The organism is Halorientalis brevis (genome assembly GCF_023077655.1).
This window is the reverse complement of record NZ_JALLGV010000003.1, coordinates 201689-225394: the sequence shown is the minus strand read 5'-3', so window position 1 is coordinate 225394 and position 23706 is coordinate 201689. Positions and strand designations below refer to the sequence as shown.

Below are 23706 nucleotides of genomic sequence, written 5' to 3'. Positions count from 1 at the left end.
CCTGACGGAGTGTTCGCAAACGGACTTGTCGATGGCTTTATTCGCTTCAGGCCGGTGCCCCCGAGTATGACTGACGAGCGCGACGTCGCTACAGTGCTCGCGGAGCGGCCGGAACTCGAATCCGCGCTCGAATCGATCCGGTCCGTCGACGACGCCCACGAGACGTGGACGTACGACGACCTCTCGATCGATTCAGGAACGTTCGGCGAAGTCGTCTCCGAAGGCTTGGTCGAGAAGACAGGCGACGGCTACAGACTGCCCGACACGACGCGACGCGCGCTCGACGGGGAGGTGGAGACTGACAAGGAGCAGTCGCCTGGGTTGTCACTCCCAGCATTCGACGTTGACTCGCGCGCCGCGGGAGCGCTCGCGGGTGCGCTCGCACTCGTCGTGCTGTTCCGGACCGTCTTTTCGTACGGCGACGTGTTCCGGAATGGTGACGTCGTCCTCTCTGGGAACGACCCCTACGCGTATCGCTACTACGTGGAACAGATGCTCGCCGGGACTGGCGGCGGGTTCGAACTTGCAGTGCTGAGTGAGATGCCATCTGCAAAAGGCGAACCCTTCATGATTGCGACGCTGTACTCACTGTCGAGTCTCATTGGTGACGGAGCGTCAGCAGCCGGAACGGTGCTGGCCTGGTATCCAGTCGTTTCCGCCTTCGTCACCGGGCTAATTGTCTATCTGCTGGCAGTGAAACTCACCGACGACAGGAGAGTCGGACTCGCCAGCGTCGTCTTCTTCGCGACGACGCCCGCACACGCTATGCGGACCAGTCTCGGCTACGCCGACCACCACGCGTTCGACTACCCCTGGCTCGCACTGACCGCGCTCGCGCTCGTGATGCTGGCCCGTCGCGACGAAACAGATCTTCGTGACCCGTGGACGTGGGCGGTCGGCCTGGGACTCGGCATCGGCGTCGCGGGCCAGATTCTCGCCTGGGAGAACGGGCCGGCGCTGGTCTTCCCCCTCGCGCTGTACGTGGGACTCGTCGTTCTTCAGGACGTCAGAGCCGACAGGTCACCGCTCGAATCGAACGCACCGCTTCTCGGTGGGCTTGCCGTTGCGGCCGCGCTCACACAACTGGCTCACAGCCAGTTCGGATGGCACACTGATTTCGTCGCGTTCACGCCGATTCTCCTGTTCGTCGGCGCGGCCGGGGCACTGGCCGTCGCAGAGGCGACGTCTCGCCTTGGTCTGTCAGTGGGCGTGCTCGCGAACGTCGAGATCATCGGGGCCGTCGGAGGTCTAATAGGCGCCCAGTTCGTCGTGCCAACGTTCTGGGCAGACCTTACAAGAAGGTTGGACAGGTTCTTCGGCCTCAGAGGAATCGTCGAGACGAAGGCGCTGATCACCGGCGACATGATGTGGTTCGTCCTCCTTGGGTTCGTCCTCTTTCTGGCACTCCCGCCGCTGGTCTGGGCGAGCCGTCGGGCAGTTGACGGCTCGAAGTCGTGGCTCGCAGCGAGCGTCTACGCGTGGTTCTTCATCCTCCTCGGCGCGTTCCAGATCCGGTTCGTCGGCGAACTCGCGACCTTCACCGCTCTGTTCGCCGGGTTCGGCTTCGTCTGGCTTGCACACGTGGTCGATCTCACAGACGCGCCGACGGCGTTCGAGGCCGGAACTGCGACGACCGCACGTGACGGCGGCGAGGAACCACCGCAACTCAGGATTCCGACCCTCCGAGAAGCTGGGACGATATTCGTCCTCTTCCTGCTGGTCGGCGGCGTCGGAATCTTCCAGGTCCCGATCAAGACGGATCAGTTGACGATCAGCGACGAAGCCTACGGCACTGCAGCGTGGATGGACGAGTACGCTGTGGGGCAAAACCTCACCTATCCCGACAACTACGTCACCAGCCGGTGGGGCCGCAACCGGATGTTCAACTACTTCGTGAACGGCGAGTCGCGATCCTACCAGTTCGCCCAAAACAACCACGAGACGCTGTTCGTGGAGTCCGATGGCGAAGCCTGGTATCAGAAACACGGTGACCGAGTCGGGTTCATCGTCACAGAACCGCTGAAGACGGACAAAGGGACACTCCACTCTCGACTCCGCAACGTCTACGGGAGCAAGACCAAGAACTATGACGGGTTGGCTCACTACCAAGCCGTCTACGTCTCGCCGTCTGACGAGTACAAAGTGTTCAGACTGGTTCCCGGCGCGAGGATCAACGGCACGGCAGCACCAAATCAAGCCACGATCGTAGAAAAGGAAATCGAGATATCCGGCGCGTCGTTCACCTACAGACGGCTCGTCAAGACTGACAGAACTGGGTCGTACGCCGTGCGAATGCCATATCCGGGCGAGTATACGATATGGAACAAGACTGCGACGGTCTCCCAGCGGAACGTCACCAACGGTGAGACGGTGACAGCCGACTGAGCAGTTCTACCACGTCAATCCTTCGTACGTGATTCCCTTGCGGCGGCGAATGATCCGCCGTCCGTCGACGACGACCGGATCGGCCATCGCGTCGAACTCCTCATCGAGCGCTGCGAACTCGTCCCAGTCTGTGACGACGACTGTACCCGCCGCCCCGTCAAGCGCCTCGTCGGCCGCCTCGGCGTATGTCACCTCGGGGAACCGTTCGCGCATGTTCTCGGTAGCAACGGGATCGTACGCGACGACCTCGGCCCCACGCTCTTGGAGACCTTCGATGACCGGAATCGCACGGGAGTGACGAATGTCGTCGGTCCCGGGTTTGAACGACAGTCCGAGGACGGCGACGCGTTCGCCCTCGACTTCGGTGTGGTCGTCCAAGAGGGAGAGAAGCCGTTCGGGTTGCTGGTCGTTGAGTTCGACTGCGGCCTCCAGCACGGGAGGTTCGTAACCCGCTTCGCGAGCGTGCTGGATTATCGCCGCGGTGTCTTTCGGGAAACAGCTACCTCCCCATCCCACCCCACTCCGAAGGAATTGTTCGCCGATGCGGTCGTCCATCCCGATCGCCTCGGCGACCTCGTAGGCGTCGATGTCGTACTCCTTGCAGATGTTCCCGAGGTCGTTGACGAGGCTGATCTTCGCCGCGAGGAACGAATTGTTGGCATACTTGATCATCTCGCCTTCGCGACGGCCGGTTTCGACGACCGGCACGTCCCAGTCGGCGACCAGCGGTTCGTACACTTCGGCGAGTAAGTCGAGGGCTCGGGCGTCGCCGTCCGTGCCCAAGACGATCTTGTCCGGTTCCATGAAGTCGTCGACGGCCGAGCCCTCCCGCTGGAACTCTGGGTTGACGGCGACGCCGAACTCCTCGCCGGCGGTCTTGCCCGACGCCTCCTCGATGAGCGGTTCCAGTTCGTCCTCGGTCGTTCCGGGGACGACGGTGCTCTTGACCACGACGAGGTGGTAGCCGTCTTTCTCGGCGAGTGTTTCGCCGATGGATTCAGCGCCGGCTTTCATTGCACCGAGGTCGATGCTCCCGTCGTCGTTGGCCGGCGTCGGGAGCGCCAGGAAGGTGACGTCGGTGTCGCGGATGGCGTCGTAGTCCGTCGTCGCCCGGAGCCGGTCGCCGCCGTACAGCGACACCATCGGGTCCAGGCCCGGTTCGTGAATCGGGGCATCCCCGTCATTGATGGCGGCGACGATGTCCTCGTCGATGTCGATCGTCGTGACGTCGTGACCGAGGTCGGCGAAACAGGCGGCGATCGTCGTGCCGACGTAGCCGCTGCCGACGACGCTTAGATTCATCGTTCCAGACGTTGCTAGCCGGGGCCTTCAGGATTCGGTTTGTCCGAAATCATGGACAAACGTTTTGTTGACGGGTCAGTGAGATGGTACGCATGCAAGCCGTGGTGCTGGCCGCGGGCGAAGGGACGCGCCTGCGACCGCTAACTGAGGACAAACCGAAAGGGATGGTCGAAGTCGACGGGAAACCCATCCTGACTCACTGTTTCGAGCAACTGGTCGAGTTGGGGGCCGACGAACTGCTGGTCGTCGTCGGCTACATGAAAGAGACGATCATCAGTCACTACGGCGACGAGTTTCAGGACACGCCCATCACTTACGCCCACCAGCGTGAACAGAACGGACTCGCGCACGCGTTGTTGACCGTCGAGGAACACATCGACGACGACTTCATGCTAATGCTCGGGGACAACGTCTTCCAGGCGAACCTCGAAGACGTAGTCAACCGCCAGTACGAGAGTCGTGCAGATGCGGCGTTCTTGGTAGAGGAAGTTCCCGAAGAGGAGGCCTCCCGCTACGGCGTCTGTGATACGAACAAGTACGGAGAAATCGTCGAAGTGGTCGAAAAGCCCGACGACCCGCCGTCGAACCTGGTGATGACCGGCTTCTACACGTTCACGCCAGCGATTTTGCACGCCTGCCATCTCGTGCAGCCCTCCGATCGCGGTGAGTACGAGATCAGCGAGGCGATCGACCTGTTGATTCAGAGTGGCAGGACGATTGACGCCATCCGGATGGACGGCTGGCGTATCGACGTCGGCTATCCCGAGGATCGCGAGGAAGCAGAGCGGCGACTGAAAGCCGCCCGTGGTGAGAGTGAAACCAGCGACGCCGGGGAAAACGCGGACGCGACGACGATTTGAAACAGAAAACCGTTTAGACAACGACGGGAATCAGTTCTCCTATCGCTCTCGCAAGCGGGAGTGCATATTCGGCGTACTGGAAGTAGACGAAGCCAGTGAACAGCAGGAAGAGCGTGGTAAGCGCAGCCGGCAGCGCCAGCACGACGGCACCGAAACGAACGCCCAACCGAAATCCAACCCCCTCCACCAGCGACCAGACGGCGATCAGTGTCGCACTCGCTAATCCGACGAGCGCGTACAACTGCATCGCCTCGCCCAAGGCGAGGTCGAGCCAGCCATGTGCACCGAAGAAGACGACCGCTCCGACGAGAGTGAGACCGAGATACGATCCAGCTAGGTATCGCCAGTTGGCGCGTGCGACACGGTGGACGGCCCCGAGGCGACCGACGCCGTACAGTCCCAGCGGAACAATTGGGAGAAGGTACCGAACGGTAATCTGTGCATACAACGGGAGCCTGGTAATGTACACCAGAACAAACAAGCACCCGACAGTGATCGCGAGGAGATCAGTCTGACGCTCGGGGCGCTGGAGATCAGACAGCAGTGCGTCCACCGACGGATTTGCCAAGGCTTTGCGTCCAGCAACCCCGATGGCACCGACGAGTGCGCCCGCCAGCGGGACGGCTTCAAGGAGCGCGAGTTCGATCGCCTCCTGTTCGTTCACTCCGTATTTGACGTACGTCGGGATTCGTCCGCTCCTGATAAACGTGTGATAGAGTCGTTCTGGTTCGTCGATCACGATCTCGATCCCACCACCGAAAAGCGACCAGATTTTCTCGAGTGCCCATAGGGCCCGATCGACGACTGCAGTCCCGAGCCCGCTGATCACTGCGATGAGTGCACCGACGAGTCCGACCGGAATCGTCGGTATGGCACTCGAACGGTCGAGATTGGGCGGCGCACTATCGGCGCTAGACGACCCTGTGGTCGTCGAAGCGGAGCCAGCAGCCGGCGTCGTCGTTCCCGTGGCCGTACCGGTCTGTGTCGCAGTCTCTCCTGTGCCTTCGCTACCAGATCCGCCAGTAGCCCCATTTTGGGCGTTTGCCCCCGGATCAATCTGTCCGGAGTAACTAGAGAGGGTCCGCGGTGGTTCCAGTGGGTTGCCAGCGATCGCGAGATTCGTCAATAGGAACGGCGTCAATGCCAGTAGGAACACGAGACCGACGACAGCGAGGTCGCGTGGACGGTTGGACGGTGCCGTCAAGAAGTCCAGCGGAACGAGTGCAGCGAACAGGATCAACGCCTCACCGCCGTGTAGCCAGGTGAGCAATCCGACAGTCGTGTACGACAGTGAGCGAGCGCCGAGCGCCCGCCAGTTCGAGTCAGTCGCCCGAGCGACGTAGAAGGTCGCCAGTAAGGTGACGACGGCCAGCGACGACAGGACGTGTCGCTTCGGAATGGACGCCCAGAACCCGAGTGGCGAGGCCACCACGACGAACAGTCCGATCACTGCGCCACTCCGCCGTCCGTGAACGTGAGCCAAGAGTCGATAGAGTCCGACGGCGACGAACCCGGCTGCGAGCATCGAGGTGATCTGGAGCGCCATGAACGGACGCCAGGTGCTGTCCAGTGGTGTCGCGTTCACGACGTTCAGCAGAAACACGATCAATGCAGCCACAGCTCCGCCGACGGTCAGCGACTGATGACAGTCAACGAGGTGACCGAGTCGATCGGCCAGTAAATAAACGAGCAGACTGAATCCGGCGGCGAGTGCGAGGCGCAGGTCGAACAGCCACGAAACGGCTTCGAGGAGCCAGAGGACTGGCAACGCGAGAAAGACGTGTGCATAGTTCCGGCCGTACACCGCACCGTCTGAGACGTACAGTCCAGGTTGTGACCCGAACGTGAGCGAGTACTGGAGAGAGCGAACGTCCAGGTGCCCGCTGGAGACGGCTGCGAGCGCGTTCCCGATCGCGTACGTGTCAGTAATGAACACGCCGACTCGCCAGTAGAGGGCGAGAAACGTGAGTGACGCGAGGAAGAGAACGGTACCGAGCCGATCACCGAATACGACCCGGGCAGCCCATCGAGACCAACGGTGAATCGGTTTCCACACACTGTGGCGACCGGTCATCTGTGTGAACGATGGTACTTCCACATTGACGACTCTACACTGCTCAGACTAAGAGTTTACCTAATCCCGACACGTTTTTGTCGTCACTATCAGTCCACTCGACAATGCGAATCCTCGTGACGGGCGGAGCCGGATTTATCGGCGGACATCTTGCCGAACGGTTCACTGTCGAGGGCCACGACGTCACCGTGATCGACAATTTCGACCCGTTCTACGACGTTCGAATTAAAGAGCATACAGTCGAGCAGTGTCGAAATGTCGCGAGCGAGGACGACGGTACGTATCAGCTCGTCAAGGGAGATATCCGTGACGCTGAACTCGTTTCTGAACTCGTTGCTGAGACCGACGTCGTGTACCACCAGGCTGCACAAGCTGGCGTTCGTCAGAGCGTCGAGAATCCCCGAAAGTACGACGACGTAAACGTCGACGGAACGCTGAACGTTCTCGACGCAGCCCGGTCAACCGACGTCGATCGGGTGGTTCTCGCCAGTTCTTCCTCAGTGTACGGGAAGCCACAGTACCTTCCGTACGACGAAGACCATCCCACCACGCCGGTCAGCCCCTACGGCGCTTCAAAACTCGCCGCCGAACGCTACGCCATGGCCTACAACGAGGTGTACGATCTCCCGGCAGTCGCGTTGCGATACTTCACGGTCTACGGCCCGCGGATGCGCCCGAACATGGCAATCTCGAATTTCGTCTCGCGATGTGTGAACGGGAATTCGCCCGTAGTCTACGGCGACGGCACTCAGACGCGGGATTTCACGTACATCGACGACATCGTCGCTGCGAACCAGACGCTGTTGACGACCGACGCGGCCGACGGCGAGGTGATGAACGTCGGAAGTACGGACAACATCGAGATCCGAACCCTGGCCGAGGAAGTGCTGGCTCAGCTCGCACCGGAGCTAGAACTCGAATTCGACGACCGACACGACGCGGACGCCGACCACACGCACGCAGACATCGAGAAAGCGAGCGACTTGCTCGACTACGCCCCGACGTACACCATACGGGAAGGCGTCGAACAGTTCATCGAATGGTACCAGGACAACCGCGACTGGTACGAATCGCTCGTCTTGTCGTCGTGATGGTCACTGCACTTCCGACGTCCATCCGCCGGCATGACCGTGGTGGGGAAAATATAATGAATGATAACTGTCGCAGGAATTATATTCGGAGGATGGTTTGTTTCGGGTAATGGCGACAGGGCTGCGGTATCGAATATTTAGTGTCACTGGCTGTGCGGGGTTTACCGCCTTCGCAGTCTGGTTCGCCAATCTCCAGTTCGTCCAGCGGGCCTTCAGTCAGGTCCCGTATTTCGGTCGGCCAGCCCCAGTAGTCCTCGCCAACGGTGATCTGGGATTCGCGATCACGACGACTGTCCTGGTGATGCTCGGGGCTATGTGGCCGGTGTTCAAGCCACAGCCGCGTCGAATCCTCGACACACTGCTTCTCACCCAGAAGCGCGTTTTTCTCTCGATGGTCGGGCTCGCTGCGCTCGGATACTTCAACTACAGCTATCGACTGCCCCGGTCGACGCTGATAATCGCGACGGTGATGTTACTGCTGTGGCTCCCCGCTTGGACTGCGGCCATCAGGCAGCGACCAACGACAAGATCGCGAGCGATCATCGTCGGTGACGATCCCACTGCTATGGAAGCGATTCTCGAGAGCACAGACCTGCCAATTCTCGGTTATGTTTCACCGCCGCCCTCCTACGAAGTGTCAAGAAGAATGTCAATGGGCGCTCCAGAGATATCGGACGGAGGGGCGATCGAGACAGAGCTGGACCAACTGAGTTGTCTCGGTGGTCTATCACGACTCGACGAAGTATTTATCAAACATAATATCGACACAGCATTGTTAGCGTTTAGTAATGCCGACCGAGCCGAGTTTTTCGGCGCACTCGACGCCTGTTATGACCACGGCGTCACTGCGGTAGCCCATCGAGGCCATGCGGACAACGTCCTTACGACGGGTTTCGCTGGTAGTGACCTCGTTGAGGTCGATCTCGAACCGTGGGACTGGCAGGATTACGTCGCTAAACGCGCGTTCGATATCACGTTCGCAGCAATTGGGCTGTTTGTGCTCTCTCCTGCTGTCGTCGCTATTTCGGTTGCAGTCAAGATCGACAGTCCAGGACCGGTACTGTACAGTCAACAGCGAACAGCCGAATTCGGGGATACGTTCACCGTCTACAAATTCCGTAGCATGATACCGGAAGCGGAGGCCGAAACTGGTGCCAAATTATCGGAAGAAGATGATGGGGACTACGATCCCCGGGTAACCCGCACAGGCCGATTGCTTCGACAGACGCATCTCGATGAGATTCCCCAGTTGTGGTCGATCCTGATCGGAGATATGAGTGTTGTCGGACCGCGACCCGAGCGGCCCGAGCTTGATAGTGATATGGAGTCGGGAACTGATAAATGGCGAAGTCGATGGTTCGTGAAGCCAGGGCTCACCGGTCTCGCTCAGATTAACGAGGCCACGGGCTATAATCCAGAAGAGAAACTTCGCTATGACATGGAGTACATTCGACGCCAATCGTTCTGGTTCGACCTGAAGATCGTCATCAGACAAATTTGGATTGTTTTAAGTGATGTTACCAAGACAGCTACCGGAGCCGATGAGGAACAATAGATGAGGATCCTTCGGGTCGCCCAAAAAGCATATCCTGACGTGACTGGAGGCGGGGCATATCACGTCCACGCGATGAGTCGCGACCAGGCAGCGATGGGACACGACGTGACTGTGCTGACGGTCAACCAAGGCGACGACCGGCCGGCCACAGAAGAACGCGACGGGTATACAGCCGTCCGGTACCCTGCAACGGTCGAACCGCTCGGAAACGAGATATCCCTTGGCCTCGCCAAGCATCTTCGCAACGCCGACGAATTTGACGTCATCCACGCACACTCGCATCTCTACTTCTCGACGAACCTGGCAGCGCTGCAGCGGCGGTTGGGAGACGTCCCGTTGGCAATCACGAACCACGGGCTGTATTCCCAGAATGCCCCCGAATGGGTCTTCGACTTGTATCTGCGAACGCTCGGCCAATGGACGTTCAATCAGGCTGACGTGGTGTTTTGTTACACCGATGAAGACCGAAATCGAGTTCGGGATTTCGGCGTGGATTCACGGATCGACGTCGTGGCGAACGGCGTGGACACGGACCGATTCACGCCTGAAGGACCAGCGAGTAATCGGATCGATCATGACGGGGCGGTGGTGCTGTTCGTCGGACGGTTAGTCGAGGGCAAGCGACCGCAAGACGCGATACAGGCGGTCTCGAAACTCGTAGACGATCAGGACGTGCAGTTGTATATGGTCGGAGACGGCCCGATGCGTGCCGAGCTCGAGGGACTGGCTGGCCCGGCAGTCGATTTCCTCGGGCAGGTCCCGTACGACGAGATGCCGGAGATCTACCGAGCTGGCGACGTTCTCATTCTGCCGAGTCGGGCAGAAGGGTTGCCACGGACCGTTCTGGAGGGGTTTGCATCCGGTGTGCCGGTCGTTTCGAGCCACCTGGAGCACACTGCATCGATCGTCCGGAAAGGTGGACAGACCGCCCCAGTCGGAGACGTAAACGGGTACGCCGACGCACTGCAGAACGTTCTGGCTAAGGGAGAATCCCTCGGACAAGCCGGACGGGAGACTGTCGTCGAGGAGTATCGCTGGCAAGAGACCGTCGAGCACACGACCCGAGCGCTCGAAAGTCTACTGTAGATAGCCGAGGTCTTCGAGTCGGGCTTTCGTCTGTTCGTCCATCGAGACGTCGTCGGAGTAGTCGGCGTGTTCGAACGAATCGAGCCACTCGTCTAACTGCGCGTCGAGTTCGTCGCCGACGTCACCGTGCGTGTCCGCAATGTCTTGCGTTTCACCCGGGTCGTTCCGGATGTCGTAGAGTTCCCGTGACCCGTCAGAGCCTCGAATGTACTTGTACTTCGCCGTGCGGATCGCCCTGAGCGACCGGTCGTACTGTCGAACGCTGTCCGGAAGTTCGCCAACACGCTTTTTCAGTGCGTCCATCGAAGGCTGTGGAGCCAGATACTCCGCGATAGCGTACTCACGGGTCTCTGGAGCGTCGGGGTGGAAAGAGATGCCCTGGAACTGTTCGCGAGCAGCCGGGGCATCGATATCGAGAACGTCGAGGATCGTGGGAGGGAGGTCGATGAGCTGGACGAGGTCGTCGACGGACTTGTCCTCGAAGGGGCCGCCGTGGACGAACAGCGGGACGTGAAGGAGCGTATCGTAGAGCGCGTACTGGTGGTCCATCAGCCCGTGCTCGCCGATGTTCTCGCCGTGGTCGCTCGTGACGACGAACAAGGTCTCTTCCCACTCACCTGCAGCTTTGAGTATGGCGACGACTTCCTGTATTCGCTCGGAAAGGTAGGAAATCTCGGCTCGGTAGAGCGCCCGGAGGATTTCGAAGTCCTCGTCGGCCATCTCGTTCGTTCCGGCGATGTACTCCCACGCGTCCTGTGAAACCTCCATCGCCTCCTCGTACGTGACTCCGCCCGGAAGATGGTCTATGGCGTGTTCTTTCGAGGGTCGGTATTCGAGATGGGGTTCGAGGTAGTTGACGAACAAGAAGAACGGCCGCGAATCGTCTCTGGTGTCGAGCCAGTCGTTGATCCACTCGTTCGTGCGGGCGGCGCCGTCGTCGTCGGTCTTCCTGAAGAACTGACCGTAGATCGCGTTCGCGAGATTCGAGACGGGATTGCCTTCGAAGAGCGCTTTCGCGGCTCTGGTGATCTTGTCGAGTCCTTCTTCTTGGCGGGCGATGCGCCCGAGATCCGTATCAGATTGGACGTACTGCCACGTCTTGTAGAACGTCTCGAAGCACTGGTTGAAGCCGAATTCTTCGCTGATCCATGTGTTGTTCGACACGGCAACTGTTTCGTATCCCGCGTCACGGAATACCTCGGCAAGTACCGAAACGTCTGGTTCTAGTTGTTTGTGATCCGCGTGTGCGCCGTGTTTAGAGGGATAGAGACCAGTAAAGATGGAAGCGTGTGATGGCAGCGTCCATGGACTCGCGCTAAATGCCCGATTGAATCGCGTCGCGTCCTCTAGGATACAGTCAAGTTGCTGCGAGGCGTTCTCCCGAGCAGTGTCCATCACAATGAGCACGACATTCCTCACATCAGATAGTTGTCCAGGCTGATCCATAAAGTATTCACCGCTACTAAAACGGACGGCTTGATTTTTCTGGTGTCGTTACGACAACCGTATAACGAAGCCTTCCCGACAAAAGATAGGGATTCATAAGCGAACAGAACAAATTGAAAGTAGCCTCAGACTGTCAGCGACTATGGACCTCTTGATACTGACCGACTGGGAGTTCCCGTGTGATGAGCCGTTCATGCGTGAGGTCTACGCGAAGCGGTGGCAGGATGCTGGACACCGCGTGACCTGGATTATGCGCCCCTCGGGGAACGACGCCAATTCCCAAGAGACGTGGCATGGGAGTCCGGTATACGTGGCCCCTGACCACGTCTACAGGTACCGCAATGTTCTGGGCGTCGGTTCCGCGGCTGGGACGAAGTGGCTGGAGTCAATATGGGACGCTGAAGGGGGGTTTGACGTCGTACAGGTCCGTAACGACCTTGCGGCGATGCCCCCTGCCCAACAGCTGGCGAGTACCCACGATATTCCGTTGGTCTTCAGACACTCCCATCTCAAAGCTGAGACGCTTATTCTGGGTTACAGGGAAGGGGTGGATGGATACGGACTAATCGACTATGGAAAGGGGTTGTTTGGGAGAACAATTCGGGACAGACTACTCGCGGATGTTGATGCGGTATTCACGATTAGCAACGCAATGTCGCAGTATCACCGGGAAGTGCGAGGAATCGAAACACCGCTGTATTCGGTCCCCATGGGGGCAGACACCACTCTCTTGGCGGACGAAATAGACCCTGAACCGTTCTGCTTGCGCTACGGCCTCCCCGTGGACGAGTACCTAATATACATGGGGAGCATGAATCCGCTCCGTAATCTCGAGTTTCTGTTCAGGGTGCTGTCGATCGTTCGCGAGTCAAAACCCGAAGTGAAACTCGCCCTTGTCGGCGGCCGGGACGAACGACAACGGGAGCGGTTACGATCACAAGCTGAGGCGCATGCAGTTGGCGACGCGACCGTGTTCACTGGATGGGTGAATGAGACAGACTTACACCGTGCAATCGTGGGCGCAGCACTGGGGCTGTCCCCCCTCCCACCGAACAAGGTATTTCGAACGAACTCCCCAACGAAGGTGCTCGAATACCTAAACCTGGGAACACCAGCAGTGACGACACGGACGCCGGAACAGGTCGATATGGTCGAGTCGAACGGAGCAGGGAAAGCTGTCGATTACACCCCCGAAGCGTTTGCCGACACTATCTTGGCCTTTCTAAACGATTCAAACGCTAGACGAGAGATGGGCTCTGCTGGACGGGAGTACATCGCCAAAAACAGGAGTTACTATTATCTCAACAAAACTGTGTTAGAAAAATATAAGAGCATAATCGGGACATAGTATTGTTTGACAAGTAGACAGCTGTTTTGGAAGGTTAATTAATTGTTGAGTGTTTCGCTAGCGAACGAAACTCCGCAGCCAATTCAAGTCAAATTTTTTATATTTTCGAAAAAGTAACAAAGCTCATCGTTTAAGCTCTTGAAAAACCATACGACAGCACACTTATTTCCGTGTGGCTACACCTTGAATTGAAGCCAGGCTCGTGGTAGTACAGTTTGGGATATTTGATTCCATTGACCAGAAACTCGGCGATCACTGTTTCGCCGAATACAATCGGATTCGGAATTTTCCCAGATTTTGGCTAGAAATCAGCTTACAGGACCATATTGAGAACGTTTGACACCTATTTGTCAAATGTCCAAAAATATTCGACAGAGATGGTCCTGCAACGTACGATTGAGTACCTAGTGCCGGCGCCGACTCGGGTGCAGACTCCACAAGATCCAGATTAACCACTCTCTCCTACCGCTGAGGTTGGCGGTTTTTGCTATGAAATCACACCTCACTGTTCACATTCAACTAAAAACTGCTCTGTAGGATCGCTAGACGGCGTTGCGACAATCTCGTTATCTTCGTAAAAAGCGAAGAGACAGATTGCTTTGATGTCTAAACTTTCTCTCTTCACCCGTGATTCGGTGTCGAAAGCTAAAAGAGTTGTCGAGATTCCAGACGAACCTGCCGAGTGGGCGATGGTCGCGCTCCAAGCACTGCGAATCGAACTTGGGAAATCCTACCGCCAAACAATCGATAACTCGAGCGAAATGTCCGGGATTCTCGAGGAAATCGGACTTACGCGTCTTCCTCACTACACGATTTTCCGTGATTGGTTCGAGAACATCACGATGGAGACCTACCGCGCGTTTCTCGGCATATTAGCCGAGAAACGCTCTAGCCACCGCAATCGATGCAACTGGTTTCGACCGCGACCAACCGTCACGCCATTACGCCCAGCGAGCACACTACAACGTTCGCTCGCTGAAAGTCACCGCCCTCATGGACGTGAAAACGCTGCACGTCTTCGATGTCCACTGTACCACAACGAAAAAATACGATGGCAAGATAGGCCCGCAGGTCGCTCGGCGCAACGCCGAGGACCTGCGGTTACTGGCTGCTGACCGCGGCTATGATGGAAACTGTTCCATGACGAACTTCGTGAGGATGGGATTCGTCCGCTGATCAAACACCGTATCTACTCGTCGCTGGATCTCGCGCACAACGCCCGGATGAGCTGTCTCTGGTACAATCGCCGCTGGATGGCTGAAACCGTCTTTTCCTCGATCAAGCGCACGCTCGGCTCCGCCGTGCGTGCGCGGAGCTGGCACCTGGAATGCCGTGAGATGGCTCTCAAAGGTGCCGTTTACAACCTTCGTTGAGCAGTCAGATACCCGGTTAATTAACCGCCGTCGCCGGTTTCTGCGTGCTGAGTGGCCGAGTGAAAACACCGAAATCAAGCTCCGTGTAGCGATCCTACGAAGCACTAAAAAACCGCTCTTTCTGGAAGAGACAATGCTTATATATGCTCTTGATAACTATGTAAGCCGAAAATGTCGAAGAGAGTTGGGATTGTGACCAATCCATTAGACCACGGAATGGCAGGAAACATGACTAACATGAGGATCTGTCGAGAACTAAAGCGACGTACCATTGACGACCTTGAGTTCGTATATATCCATACGGACCAATCTGATCTTGATCTGTATAATAACGTGGATGAAGCAATTGTACCGAGGGCACCGATTCTGTTTCTGCGAGAGGTAGCGAAGTTAGATCTCGATCTGATTTACTATCCTCAATTTCCGTGGCTCCGACCGGGATTTTTTTTGACTGATACAAAGAAGGTAGTCAGGTTATACGGAGACTTACCGTTTACCTGCCCATCTTATGTCTCATGGCAATCCCGGATGAAAAAGTACGCTTATGCGGCCTTCTATCGCAAAACTGGTCTTGCAAATAGGGTAGATCAATACGTAATTCCGTCCGGGAGTCTTCGCCAAAGCAAAAGAAGGTCGCTTGATATCTCGGATGAAAAGTTTACTACGGTACCGCTTGCACATGGAATGACGTTTGACAAAATAAACGACAAAGAAATTGAAGAGATACTCAACTCTTTCAATCTAAAGGAAGGGTATATTCTTGACGTCGCGTCCACTAACAAAATAAAGAATGTCTCTTCACTTATTAGAGGAGTCTATCAATTACAAGAGCGGGGTATAGATGCACCTCATCTTGTCATTGCGGGTGATTGGTTGGGGTCCGATGTTAGTGACCTTGGCCGTGAATTATTGGGAGACGGCATCACCTTCACAGGGTACCTAGAAGCGGAAGAGCTAAAAGCGCTGTACAAAGGAGCGAAGCTCTACGTTAACACCTCACTTCATGAAACCTTTGGAATAACTAATTTAGAAGCAATGGAGGCGGGACTCCCCGTAATAACGAGCGATAAGTACGCGATTCCAGAAGTCGTTGGCGATGCAGCGTATTTTCTTGAAGATCCCGAAGATCCCAAAGAAATTGCTGATGCGATCGAACACTTCCTATGTAACGAGGAGATCAGGGAAGAATATATTGAAAAGGGAAAAAATCGAGCAGATAAGTACTCTTGGAAACGAACGGTTGATGAATTACTAGATGTCTTTTATTCTGTCCTGTGATCATTCGATTATAGGAAATGAATTATAATACTTGGAGTGGACTCATCAAGGAATGGAATCTGCCGATCAAAAGTGTTATTCGATGATAGTTGATTTCGTAAGTTATGTTGATCGTGATGGGATTGGACAGTCTTGACGCTGATACCCTACAGCGATATACAACTCCCTCCATCGATACGATAAGTGAAGAAGGCGAGGGTGGTCGGATGGAAACCCCGGACGGCCTCAATCGAGATGAGCTGAACACGCAGCTGCTGTGGCCTTCGATGCTCGCCGGACAAAACCCGCGGGATCTCTTTCCGTCATATTACGAGGACAACAGTCAGTCCACCAAACACTGGAACACAAAGGTCCTGTCTAATCCGCTCGTACGGAGAATAGAACGCGAGGTCTCGAATATCGCCTCAAGCAAGGCCAAGCGCTACCTAAAGAGCCTGCTGGCACAATTTGGCTACGAGAAAGAACATGTCGGTGAAAACAGACTCGCGGAAGCGGGTTCCCTCCTCGACTCCGCGGCCGCACCGCATCTGATCTCCGTTCCCGGAATCAGCGAGGACGACATGAACCGCGATCTAAAAGGCATGATCGCACCGAAGTCGGCTCGTTCGGAAGGAAGGTCAGGATACGAACCGGCGGGTGATATCTCATTGTTTGAACAGAAAGCTCTCAGCGCTGACGCCAACCGACTAATCCGATTTCTGAACGCTATCGCGTCGCGACGGCACGACTTCGTTATGTGCCACTTCTTCAGTCTCGATCTCGTGCAGCATGTGTGGGCGGACACGCCACCGAAGCTACAGCGGTGGTACGGACTCTACGACGACTTCGTCCGCCGCGTCCGGCAAACGCTCTCCGAGGACGATACACTAGTCCTCGTCTCGGACCACGGAATGGAGAAAGAAGGTATTCACTCAAAACGAGCCTTCTATGCGAGCAACAGGCGGCTATGGAAGGACACACCACGAAAGATGGAGGACCTTCGAGAAGTGCTCGAGTCAGAACTGCCACGGCATTCGCCGGCCGACGGTGAGCAAATGGACGATTCGGCACAGATCACCAATGATACGAAGGAACACCTCAGTAAGCTCGGATACTTCAGCTGATGACGCCGTACAGCATTGACTAATAGGAAAGGTTCTATACTTCTAATGATCTCTCAGAACCAAAAACGAACAGTTGATGCACTTACTGAGTCTGGGTCAGTGCGACATCGATTCCTCCAGTGGATATTGCTACTCTACGTGCCAGTGTCGCTGGGATACTGGATGTACGATCACCGCGTGCTCTACTATCTCGCATTACTGTTGCCGCTGGCTATCCCTCTGTTCATACGATACGTCAGTGATCTAGAGGCGTTCGTCGCCATTATACTAGTGGTGCTTTCTTTAATCTACTCGGCCCATCTCGTGGTCTACGACCTAGTTTTCTACACGGGTTACGTGACACTAATAAACTTTCTTCTCGCACTCGGCCTACTCAGGGCCCGGTTTTCACACCAGCTGTGGGATCTGATCACCCTCGCACTATCTATGTATGCTATCGTCGGCGTAACGGTGCTGGAGATTCCGAGCAACGACCTTATTGAGGTCGGAAGCAGGAACGTCATGGTTACGATCCTGTTCTTCTTCGCGAGCATGGGCCATCTGTATCGGGTGAGCGACGGAATCGAGAGCGAATTGCTCGCCGTAACGAGCGGCGGAACGACCATCATCGCCATCTTGATGGTCGGCGGTAGAACCGGTGTTGCGATCGGAATCGGACTGCTGACGATCTATTTAGTCCACTTCCTGAGCCACACGGGCGCCAGCTTCACGATGCTCTCTGTCGCCGGCACTATCGCCCTCATCGCCACACTGAGCGGTCTCATACTTGCCAGTAACGTCCATATATTGTCAATTGAACGGTTGCTGAATCGAGGTCTGGAAACACCCCGATGGCGGACTTGGTCCACCGGCATACGTCAGTTGAGCGCGAAGAGTTGGTTGATCGGGGGGCCCCCGGGCTGGCCGCGGCGGGAAACAGGAATGCTGTTCCACAACTCATTCCTGCGGGCGCTGATGGTGTACGGTGTCGCCGGATTCATTGGACTGTCTGCCGGTGTCCTCTACCTTTTATACAAATACGCCAGGACAGATGCGAGTCTTACGTTCCTTGTCTTCCTGCTCGGGTTCAGGATCACGTTCGACTCCCACTTCATCGCCCCCTATCTCGGCATACTAGTCTTCCTTCTATTCATATTCCCGAAATTCGACTAGTCCTACTTCGGTCAGTTGAGGTCTCAGGAGAAGCCAGGGATGACACCAAACCAAAAAAAATTATTCACGCTGACAGAGTAAGAGTGGCAGACAGTACTCTCTATGACTGATTCGATCCTATTAATTACAGTCGACTGCCTCCGGGCGGACCACGTCAGTGGGTATGGATACTACCGGGCGACGACACCGAACGTTGACAAACTGATCCGCGGTGGGACGAAGTACACCCACGCATTCAGCAACGGACCGGGCACCCGGTTCGGGTTCAAGTCGATCCACGGCGGCGTCCATCCTCTCCGAATAGAGGGAGCAGGACTACCGAGGCACGCCGGTAAGACCGTTGCTGAACTACTCAGCGAGCGGGGATACCAGACCGGTGGGTTCTCGGACAATCCGTTCGTCTCGAGGTACTTTAACTATCACAGAGGATTCGATGAGTTCGCCGACTACACGCAGTGGATGAACGGGAAGAGCAGCACTACTCTCCATGATCTGAACCACATCGTTCGACAGAGGATCGGGAAATCGATCCCAAAAGGACACGTCTATGACGTCCTCAAGTGGGGCTACGATTCACTGATTAAACTCGTTGAGAGTAGAGGCGCGAACGTGAACTCGAACGATGAGGCAGTGGTGAGTCACGCCCTCAAGTGGATTGCCGAGGCCAACGAGCGGGACGATCCATATTTCGCCTGGGTCCACCTGATGGACGCGCACCACCCATACGGATATTTCCCTGAACATCGGCAATCACTTGATGTTCCATCGGACAGAGATCATGTCCGAATGCCGTCTGTTGATCCAGGGTCGCCCCCGTCAAAGAAGCTAGTCGACGCGTACGACTCGAACGTCCGGAATGCTGACGACCACGTTGGACGGCTCCTCCGTGAAGTCGAAAATGAACCAATGGTGGTTTTAACCGCTGATCACGGGGAGGAACTGGGACTCCATAACCGGTTTCACAAGGAGTCCGTGTACCAGTCGATGGCGCACGTACCACTAATCGTCGACGCGCCGGACTTCGAAGCAGCCGAGAGTAACGCCACCGTTAGTCTGATAGACGTTCCCGCGACGATAGCCCGTCTTGCCGATGCAGACGTTCCGGCCAGTTGGGACGGAATGGACATTAGGGATCGAACGAGCGAGGAAGAGGTGTTTCTCGGCTTCGAGAACAACGAGGGCGTCTCCGCCGCCGTCATCCACAAACAGTGGAAATACATGCGGCAACAGGATTCGCTCGGGACTCCCCCAGAAAAGGAATTACTTTTTGATATTGTCGCCGATCCCGAAGAATCGTATAACCAAATAGATGACGCGGAGACAGTCTATCGGGAACTGCGCGACGTGTGTCAGGACTACATTCACGAGATCGGGAGCTCCAGGCTTAAAGCCGAACGTGAACTCTGGGACGCCAGCAAGAACCTCTCGAAGACTGTACGAGCATCGGATAGCGAGGCCCAATTAGAGTCACCGGACAGCATTGACCAGCGGTTAGAGGACCTCGGGTACAAATAGGAGAGTGCCCGCCCGAGTTGCTTCTGAATTACCGGAGGCTCCGGAACAAGTCAAGGACTTTGGCCGCCACATCGTTCCATGTTGAGAACCGAACCGATCGATCTTGTCGTGACTGACGGCGGTGCAGGCCATTTGAGAGAACCTCTTGTAATGCGGCCATAAGTCCATCCGTGGTATTGTCCTCGTATACGTAGCCTGCCCCGTCTGGTACAATCTGCGGGACACGTCCGATAGCGGGTGCGACAGAATAGGTGCCGCAGGCGAGGGCTTCTTTCAGTGCGATCGGGTGATTCTCCATCGCAGAGGCGAGGACGAAGACGTCGCTAGCGTTCAGGTGTCGCGGAATCAACTCGTGATCCACACGACCTTGGAAGTGAACTGGTGTCGTCTCAAGGATCAGGTCCGCGAGCCTTTCGAGTTCAGCCCGCTGTGAGCCGTCGCCGAGGATCACCAGCGTCAGATCGAATCTCGATTCCAGCTGACTCACGGTCTCGATGATGCTGTCTACCTGCTTGACCGGTTCGAGGCGTCCGCTGAAGACCACGACTGTTCTGTCGCCACTGGCGTACCCCGGTCGATCAGACATGCCGAGATCCCGCGGCCGAAACACGTTAGGATCCACACCGGGATTGATAGTCTGGTTCGGAATCGAGAGAAGTGATTCGTCCGCATACTCCTCCTCACACCCACCCCAGAAGACCAGTCCGTCCGCTCGTTTCAAATATCGGTCGTACACCGGGTTCACGCGGCCGCGCACTGCGTAGACAAAGGGTGCGTCCGTGAGCGAGCGCAGTCGGCTGAGAACCGGACGACCGGTCGCATACACGACGTCGGCCTCCGCGAGAAATTCAGGTTCCCTGCGCCGGAGCCGGTGAATGAATAGCTCCTCATTGAGGTGACGTGTGATCTTCCCCACTGGTTCCGGAAGAGAATAGCTGAGATCGTATGCGTACGGACAATCGACACCGAGAGTCCAGGTTTCTTGGGGAATATCGTCGCTGTCGTTTCCGATCGTGGCGTAAGAGACTTCATGGCCCAATTTCGAGAACTCCTCACCGAGTGTCAGATCGTTGATCTCGGCGCCGCCTCGAACGTGGCCAAGGTGGGTTGAAACGAAACGGATCGTGAGAGACATGTTGTGGTTTCGTAATGTATCTGTCTGCGGCCGAGATATATGAAGACCCCGCACTAAATTTGCACTATCATAAGGAATACGGTCCGTTATCCGGATCGAACCGCCGGTTGGTTCGGAACGTGACTACCGGATCGCTGACGTAGTTGACCGAACACCCCGCAAAGTACCGTCGCATCTTCTCGTCCATCGCGTCCAATCCGTAGTACTCGATGAACGAGTATTTTTCAACGGGTATCGTAGCGAGGTTTGAAAGAGCGGTCGAGAGACCTGTCGAACCAACCGACACGCACTCTACTTCCTCATGTCCGATCAGGTGCCAAACAAGGAGTTCCACCGGATAGTTGGCCTCGGTCAGTACCGTCACATCTCGGTCAGACAGGTCCTCGTATTGCTCTGTGCCCTCACCGGGATGTGGTTTCACCAGTACATTATACGTTTCACGGAGAGATTTCACGAGGGCTGCGGTCTTCTCTTGATAGACATGATCGGAGAGATAATTGTTTGCGACCAGTGGTTGCGTCACGAGGACGAACAATGGACGATCAGCCGAAATCTGATCAGAATTGATGTCCGGCTCAAAGACCGCAGTTAATAATTCTACGTGAGCATAGAATTTGATCTTTCGGGTTTCAGCGTCCGGATAGACACTATTGAGATTGTCTGGCCGCATACAGTAGACACCATCAACGGCCCCACTCGAGAGTATGGTTTCCAGCGTCAACGGGAAGAAAAATTCGCTTAGGTTGCTCCTGTCCTTCAGTCCCTCCTTCATGTACAGGCTTATTCCCTCCTCGAAATGATACAGTCTCACCCTAGTGTGGTTCCGTATCCAGACCAGTCCGTTGTTTAATACCGGCGACCGTGTAGCAAAAAATAAATTCATCTTGGATATGAATATACTTAGGCAAGCTAGGACAGTACTCATCAATAGAAGTGATACGTACGACAGCACCCTGTTCAGGCTAGATTGGATCGAATCGGGAACAAGAGGGAAGGGTCTGTGATTAATATTGAGTTTGTAGTTCCCGACAAAATGCCGGTCGAACGCCTCGTTAAGGGCAACCGCGTTCAGATCAGACACGCGAGATGCATTGAGTACTACCAGGATATTATGAGAATCCTCGAAATCTTCCGCAGCTATACAAGTTGCTTCTGCAACATGTAGACTAGATTCACAGAGGAAAATGTTCATCTCTTTACCTATGTTCAGCATTAGTATTAATAAATGGTGGGTTCGCATCAATATGTTGGATTGATCCAACTAGTGACAGTGTTTCCAAGATGTTGGTCATCACGACTATCCGATCTGCCACAATGGAAGCGCTTTACAGTTGGTATAGCGCCAACAATTAGTTACCATGTGATCACCGCGACTCAACCTGAGCGACAATCCAGAAGTTCTGCGCCCCTAGTGTCTCAAACCCAAGCGACCAAAGGAAGCGCGTCGGGCTAATCACCTTCCTGTTTTTGAAGCCGAATATTTTTCCCAGAATGGTTCGATGTACGTGAATTCCGAGACTGCAAACCCCGCTCGAGAGAGTAACTCGACTATCGTTTTCCGATCGAACCAGCAGGTATGTTCTGGATTAACCGGGACGTCACCCCGTAGTGCATGCTAGAACCGAGACACCGCCCATGGGTTTGGTGTCGTTAACAGAAGACGGCCGTCCGGTTTGAGATGTGCCCGAGCACAATCTAAGAACTTTCCGGGGTTCGCGAGATGTTCGATCAATTCGCCGGCAACAATCACGTCAAAATCTCTATCCAGACCGAATTGTTCTGCATTCTGATGTTTTACAGTGTATCCGCGTTCCTGAAGAATTCGAATGTCCTCCTCAAGAACGTCAATTCCAACTACCTCCCGACAGATGTCGCTTAGACGTTTGTGTAACCAGTTTTCGTTATTTTCATTCTCCACAGAGTGTTGAACACAACCCACATCAAGGACCACGTCTTCTGGCGACACCCGGTCGAGAATTGCGGGAATGCGAGAATTCATTGAGTATACCAGTAAAATGGACAACTATATTAAACATATTTCGTTGGGGTGAATGAAAAATTGCCATACCTAATATCCAATTTGGCCGTGGTGAATCGCCAGATGGTGCGTGATTTCACTGGTTCACTGCCTGCTTGATGTTGTAAACCGCACACATCAGAACGAGTTCTCGAAACTCACCGTACCAGGTTCGCGCGCACGGCGTCGCCGAGCGTGCGCTTGATCGTCGAGAAGACGGTTTCACACAGCGCTCGTTGCCGGAACACGCGGGGTTTGATCAGCGGTCTCACGCCTTCTTCGCGGAGTTTTTCACGTAACTCCATCCAGTCGTAGCCTTTGTCGGCAGCGAGGCTGGCGAGGTCGCCCGCGTTGCGGCGGGCGACCTGCCAGCCAAGCTGTGTGTCGTGCGTTTTCTCGGTCGTACAGTGAACGTATAGAATCGCGCGACTTTCTGTATCCGCGAGTGCAGTTGTTTTGAGCGTTTGAACGCGGTAATTCGTCCGGCGGCAGTAGTGTTTGCTCGCGTTCTCGCGGTCGAAAAATGTCGCGTCGATGGCAGCGTGACCACTCGGGTCGTGAGCTGCGCCGACAGGCGCAGCAGCACTCGCCAGAGTGCTGTCTTGATCCTGTCAAACCACTTCACTAGCGTCGAGTGATGCGGGAGATTGGCCACCTCGAGGCCGATCTCCCTGAGTATATGTGGCATCTCACTTAACAGGTCGAGTGTCTCCCGGTACGATTTCTCCAGGTAAATCCGCAGACAGCGCAGCAACAGTACCGCATACTCGGCGAAGCCGCCACCCCCTTCGGGGCGGCGACTTCGCCTTAGCCTCCAACAGCATTTTTAGCTAATTGGATCGCTTTGCTAGTGAAGCAAAAAATCGCAGACATGAACCATCGGCGGTTTCCCGCTTCACCTTCCTAGTTCTGACGGTAAACGGCGACGCCGTCATGCGATTCACCAGAGCCGAGTTCGTCATTGAACATGGGATAGGCAGTACAGA

At 55.8% G+C, this 23706-nt stretch carries 16 protein-coding genes and 2 pseudogenes; 11 read left to right on the top strand and 7 right to left on the bottom strand.

Annotated elements, in window-relative coordinates:
• Window positions 1-66 precede the first annotated feature (66 nt).
• The gene (locus MU553_RS06590; protein ID WP_247376942.1) at window positions 67-2385 is read left to right on the top strand and encodes an STT3 domain-containing protein; all 2319 of its coding nucleotides are present in this window, start codon (window positions 67-69) and stop codon (window positions 2383-2385) included.
• Window positions 2386-2391: 6 nt separating this feature from the next.
• Here the strand turns inward: MU553_RS06590 and aglM are convergent, their stop codons facing one another.
• The gene (gene aglM / locus MU553_RS06585) at window positions 2392-3687 is read right to left on the bottom strand and encodes a UDP-glucose 6-dehydrogenase AglM (RefSeq protein WP_247376939.1); all 1296 of its coding nucleotides are present in this window, start codon (window positions 3685-3687) and stop codon (window positions 2392-2394) included.
• Between the two features lie 92 nt (window positions 3688-3779).
• Here aglM and aglF point away from each other — a divergent pair, with 92 nt between their 5' ends.
• A complete protein-coding gene (gene aglF / locus MU553_RS06580; RefSeq protein ID WP_247376938.1) occupies window positions 3780-4547 on the top strand; it encodes a UTP--glucose-1-phosphate uridylyltransferase AglF in 768 nt (255 codons plus the stop codon).
• A gap of 13 nt (window positions 4548-4560) precedes the next feature.
• On the opposite strand, the gene MU553_RS06575 is transcribed toward aglF, so the two are convergent.
• A complete protein-coding gene (locus tag MU553_RS06575) occupies window positions 4561-6483 on the bottom strand; it encodes a hypothetical protein (protein WP_247376936.1) in 1923 nt (640 codons plus the stop codon).
• A 242-nt stretch (window positions 6484-6725) separates the two neighbouring features.
• Here MU553_RS06575 and MU553_RS06570 point away from each other — a divergent pair, with 242 nt between their 5' ends.
• From MU553_RS06570 to MU553_RS06560, 3 genes are all read left to right on the top strand, one after another.
• Window positions 6726-7712: a GDP-mannose 4,6-dehydratase gene (locus MU553_RS06570; protein ID WP_247376933.1), complete on the top strand. Its 987-nt coding sequence runs from the start codon at window positions 6726-6728 to the stop codon at window positions 7710-7712.
• 109 nt (window positions 7713-7821) lie between these two features.
• Window positions 7822-9267: a sugar transferase gene (locus tag MU553_RS06565; RefSeq protein WP_247376931.1), complete on the top strand. Its 1446-nt coding sequence runs from the start codon at window positions 7822-7824 to the stop codon at window positions 9265-9267.
• Entirely contained in the window at window positions 9268-10353 is a 1086-nt protein-coding gene (locus MU553_RS06560) for a glycosyltransferase family 4 protein (protein WP_247376929.1), read from the top strand.
• On the opposite strand, the gene MU553_RS06555 is transcribed toward MU553_RS06560, so the two are convergent.
• A complete protein-coding gene (locus MU553_RS06555) occupies window positions 10345-11799 on the bottom strand; it encodes a sulfatase family protein (protein WP_282594222.1) in 1455 nt (484 codons plus the stop codon). The genes MU553_RS06560 and MU553_RS06555 overlap by 9 nt on opposite strands.
• Before the next feature lie 142 nt (window positions 11800-11941).
• On the opposite strand from MU553_RS06555, the gene MU553_RS06550 reads away from it, so the two are divergent.
• The 6 genes and pseudogenes from MU553_RS06550 (at window position 11942) to MU553_RS06525 (ending at window position 19568) form a co-directional block, all read left to right on the top strand.
• Entirely contained in the window at window positions 11942-13147 is a 1206-nt protein-coding gene (locus MU553_RS06550; protein WP_247376926.1) for a glycosyltransferase, read from the top strand.
• Window positions 13148-13749: 602 nt separating this feature from the next.
• A pseudogene (locus MU553_RS06545) lies at window positions 13750-14520 on the top strand (IS5 family transposase).
• Between the two features lie 171 nt (window positions 14521-14691).
• On the top strand, window positions 14692-15798 hold the full coding sequence (locus tag MU553_RS06540; protein ID WP_247376924.1) for a glycosyltransferase family 4 protein: 1107 nt from the start codon (window positions 14692-14694) through the stop codon (window positions 15796-15798).
• 104 nt (window positions 15799-15902) lie between these two features.
• Window positions 15903-16901 (top strand): alkaline phosphatase family protein, encoded by a 999-nt coding sequence (locus MU553_RS06535; RefSeq protein WP_247376923.1) that lies wholly within the window; start codon window positions 15903-15905, stop codon window positions 16899-16901.
• Window positions 16902-16946: 45 nt separating this feature from the next.
• Window positions 16947-18053: a hypothetical protein gene (locus tag MU553_RS06530; protein WP_247376921.1), complete on the top strand. Its 1107-nt coding sequence runs from the start codon at window positions 16947-16949 to the stop codon at window positions 18051-18053.
• Window positions 18054-18155: 102 nt separating this feature from the next.
• Window positions 18156-19568, top strand: a complete 1413-nt coding sequence (locus MU553_RS06525) for a sulfatase (protein ID WP_247376919.1) — start codon at window positions 18156-18158, stop codon at window positions 19566-19568.
• 28 nt (window positions 19569-19596) lie between these two features.
• Here the strand turns inward: MU553_RS06525 and MU553_RS06520 are convergent, their stop codons facing one another.
• The 4 genes and pseudogenes from MU553_RS06520 to MU553_RS06505 form a co-directional block, all read right to left on the bottom strand.
• Window positions 19597-20703, bottom strand: a complete 1107-nt coding sequence (locus MU553_RS06520) for a glycosyltransferase family 4 protein (RefSeq protein ID WP_247376918.1) — start codon at window positions 20701-20703, stop codon at window positions 19597-19599.
• A gap of 67 nt (window positions 20704-20770) precedes the next feature.
• A complete protein-coding gene (locus MU553_RS06515) occupies window positions 20771-21895 on the bottom strand; it encodes an alpha-2,8-polysialyltransferase family protein (protein WP_247377561.1) in 1125 nt (374 codons plus the stop codon).
• Window positions 21896-22318: 423 nt separating this feature from the next.
• The gene (locus tag MU553_RS06510; RefSeq protein WP_247376916.1) at window positions 22319-22702 is read right to left on the bottom strand and encodes a class I SAM-dependent methyltransferase; all 384 of its coding nucleotides are present in this window, start codon (window positions 22700-22702) and stop codon (window positions 22319-22321) included.
• A 115-nt stretch (window positions 22703-22817) separates the two neighbouring features.
• Window positions 22818-23593: pseudogene (locus tag MU553_RS06505) on the bottom strand (IS5 family transposase).
• Window positions 23594-23706 lie beyond the last annotated feature (113 nt).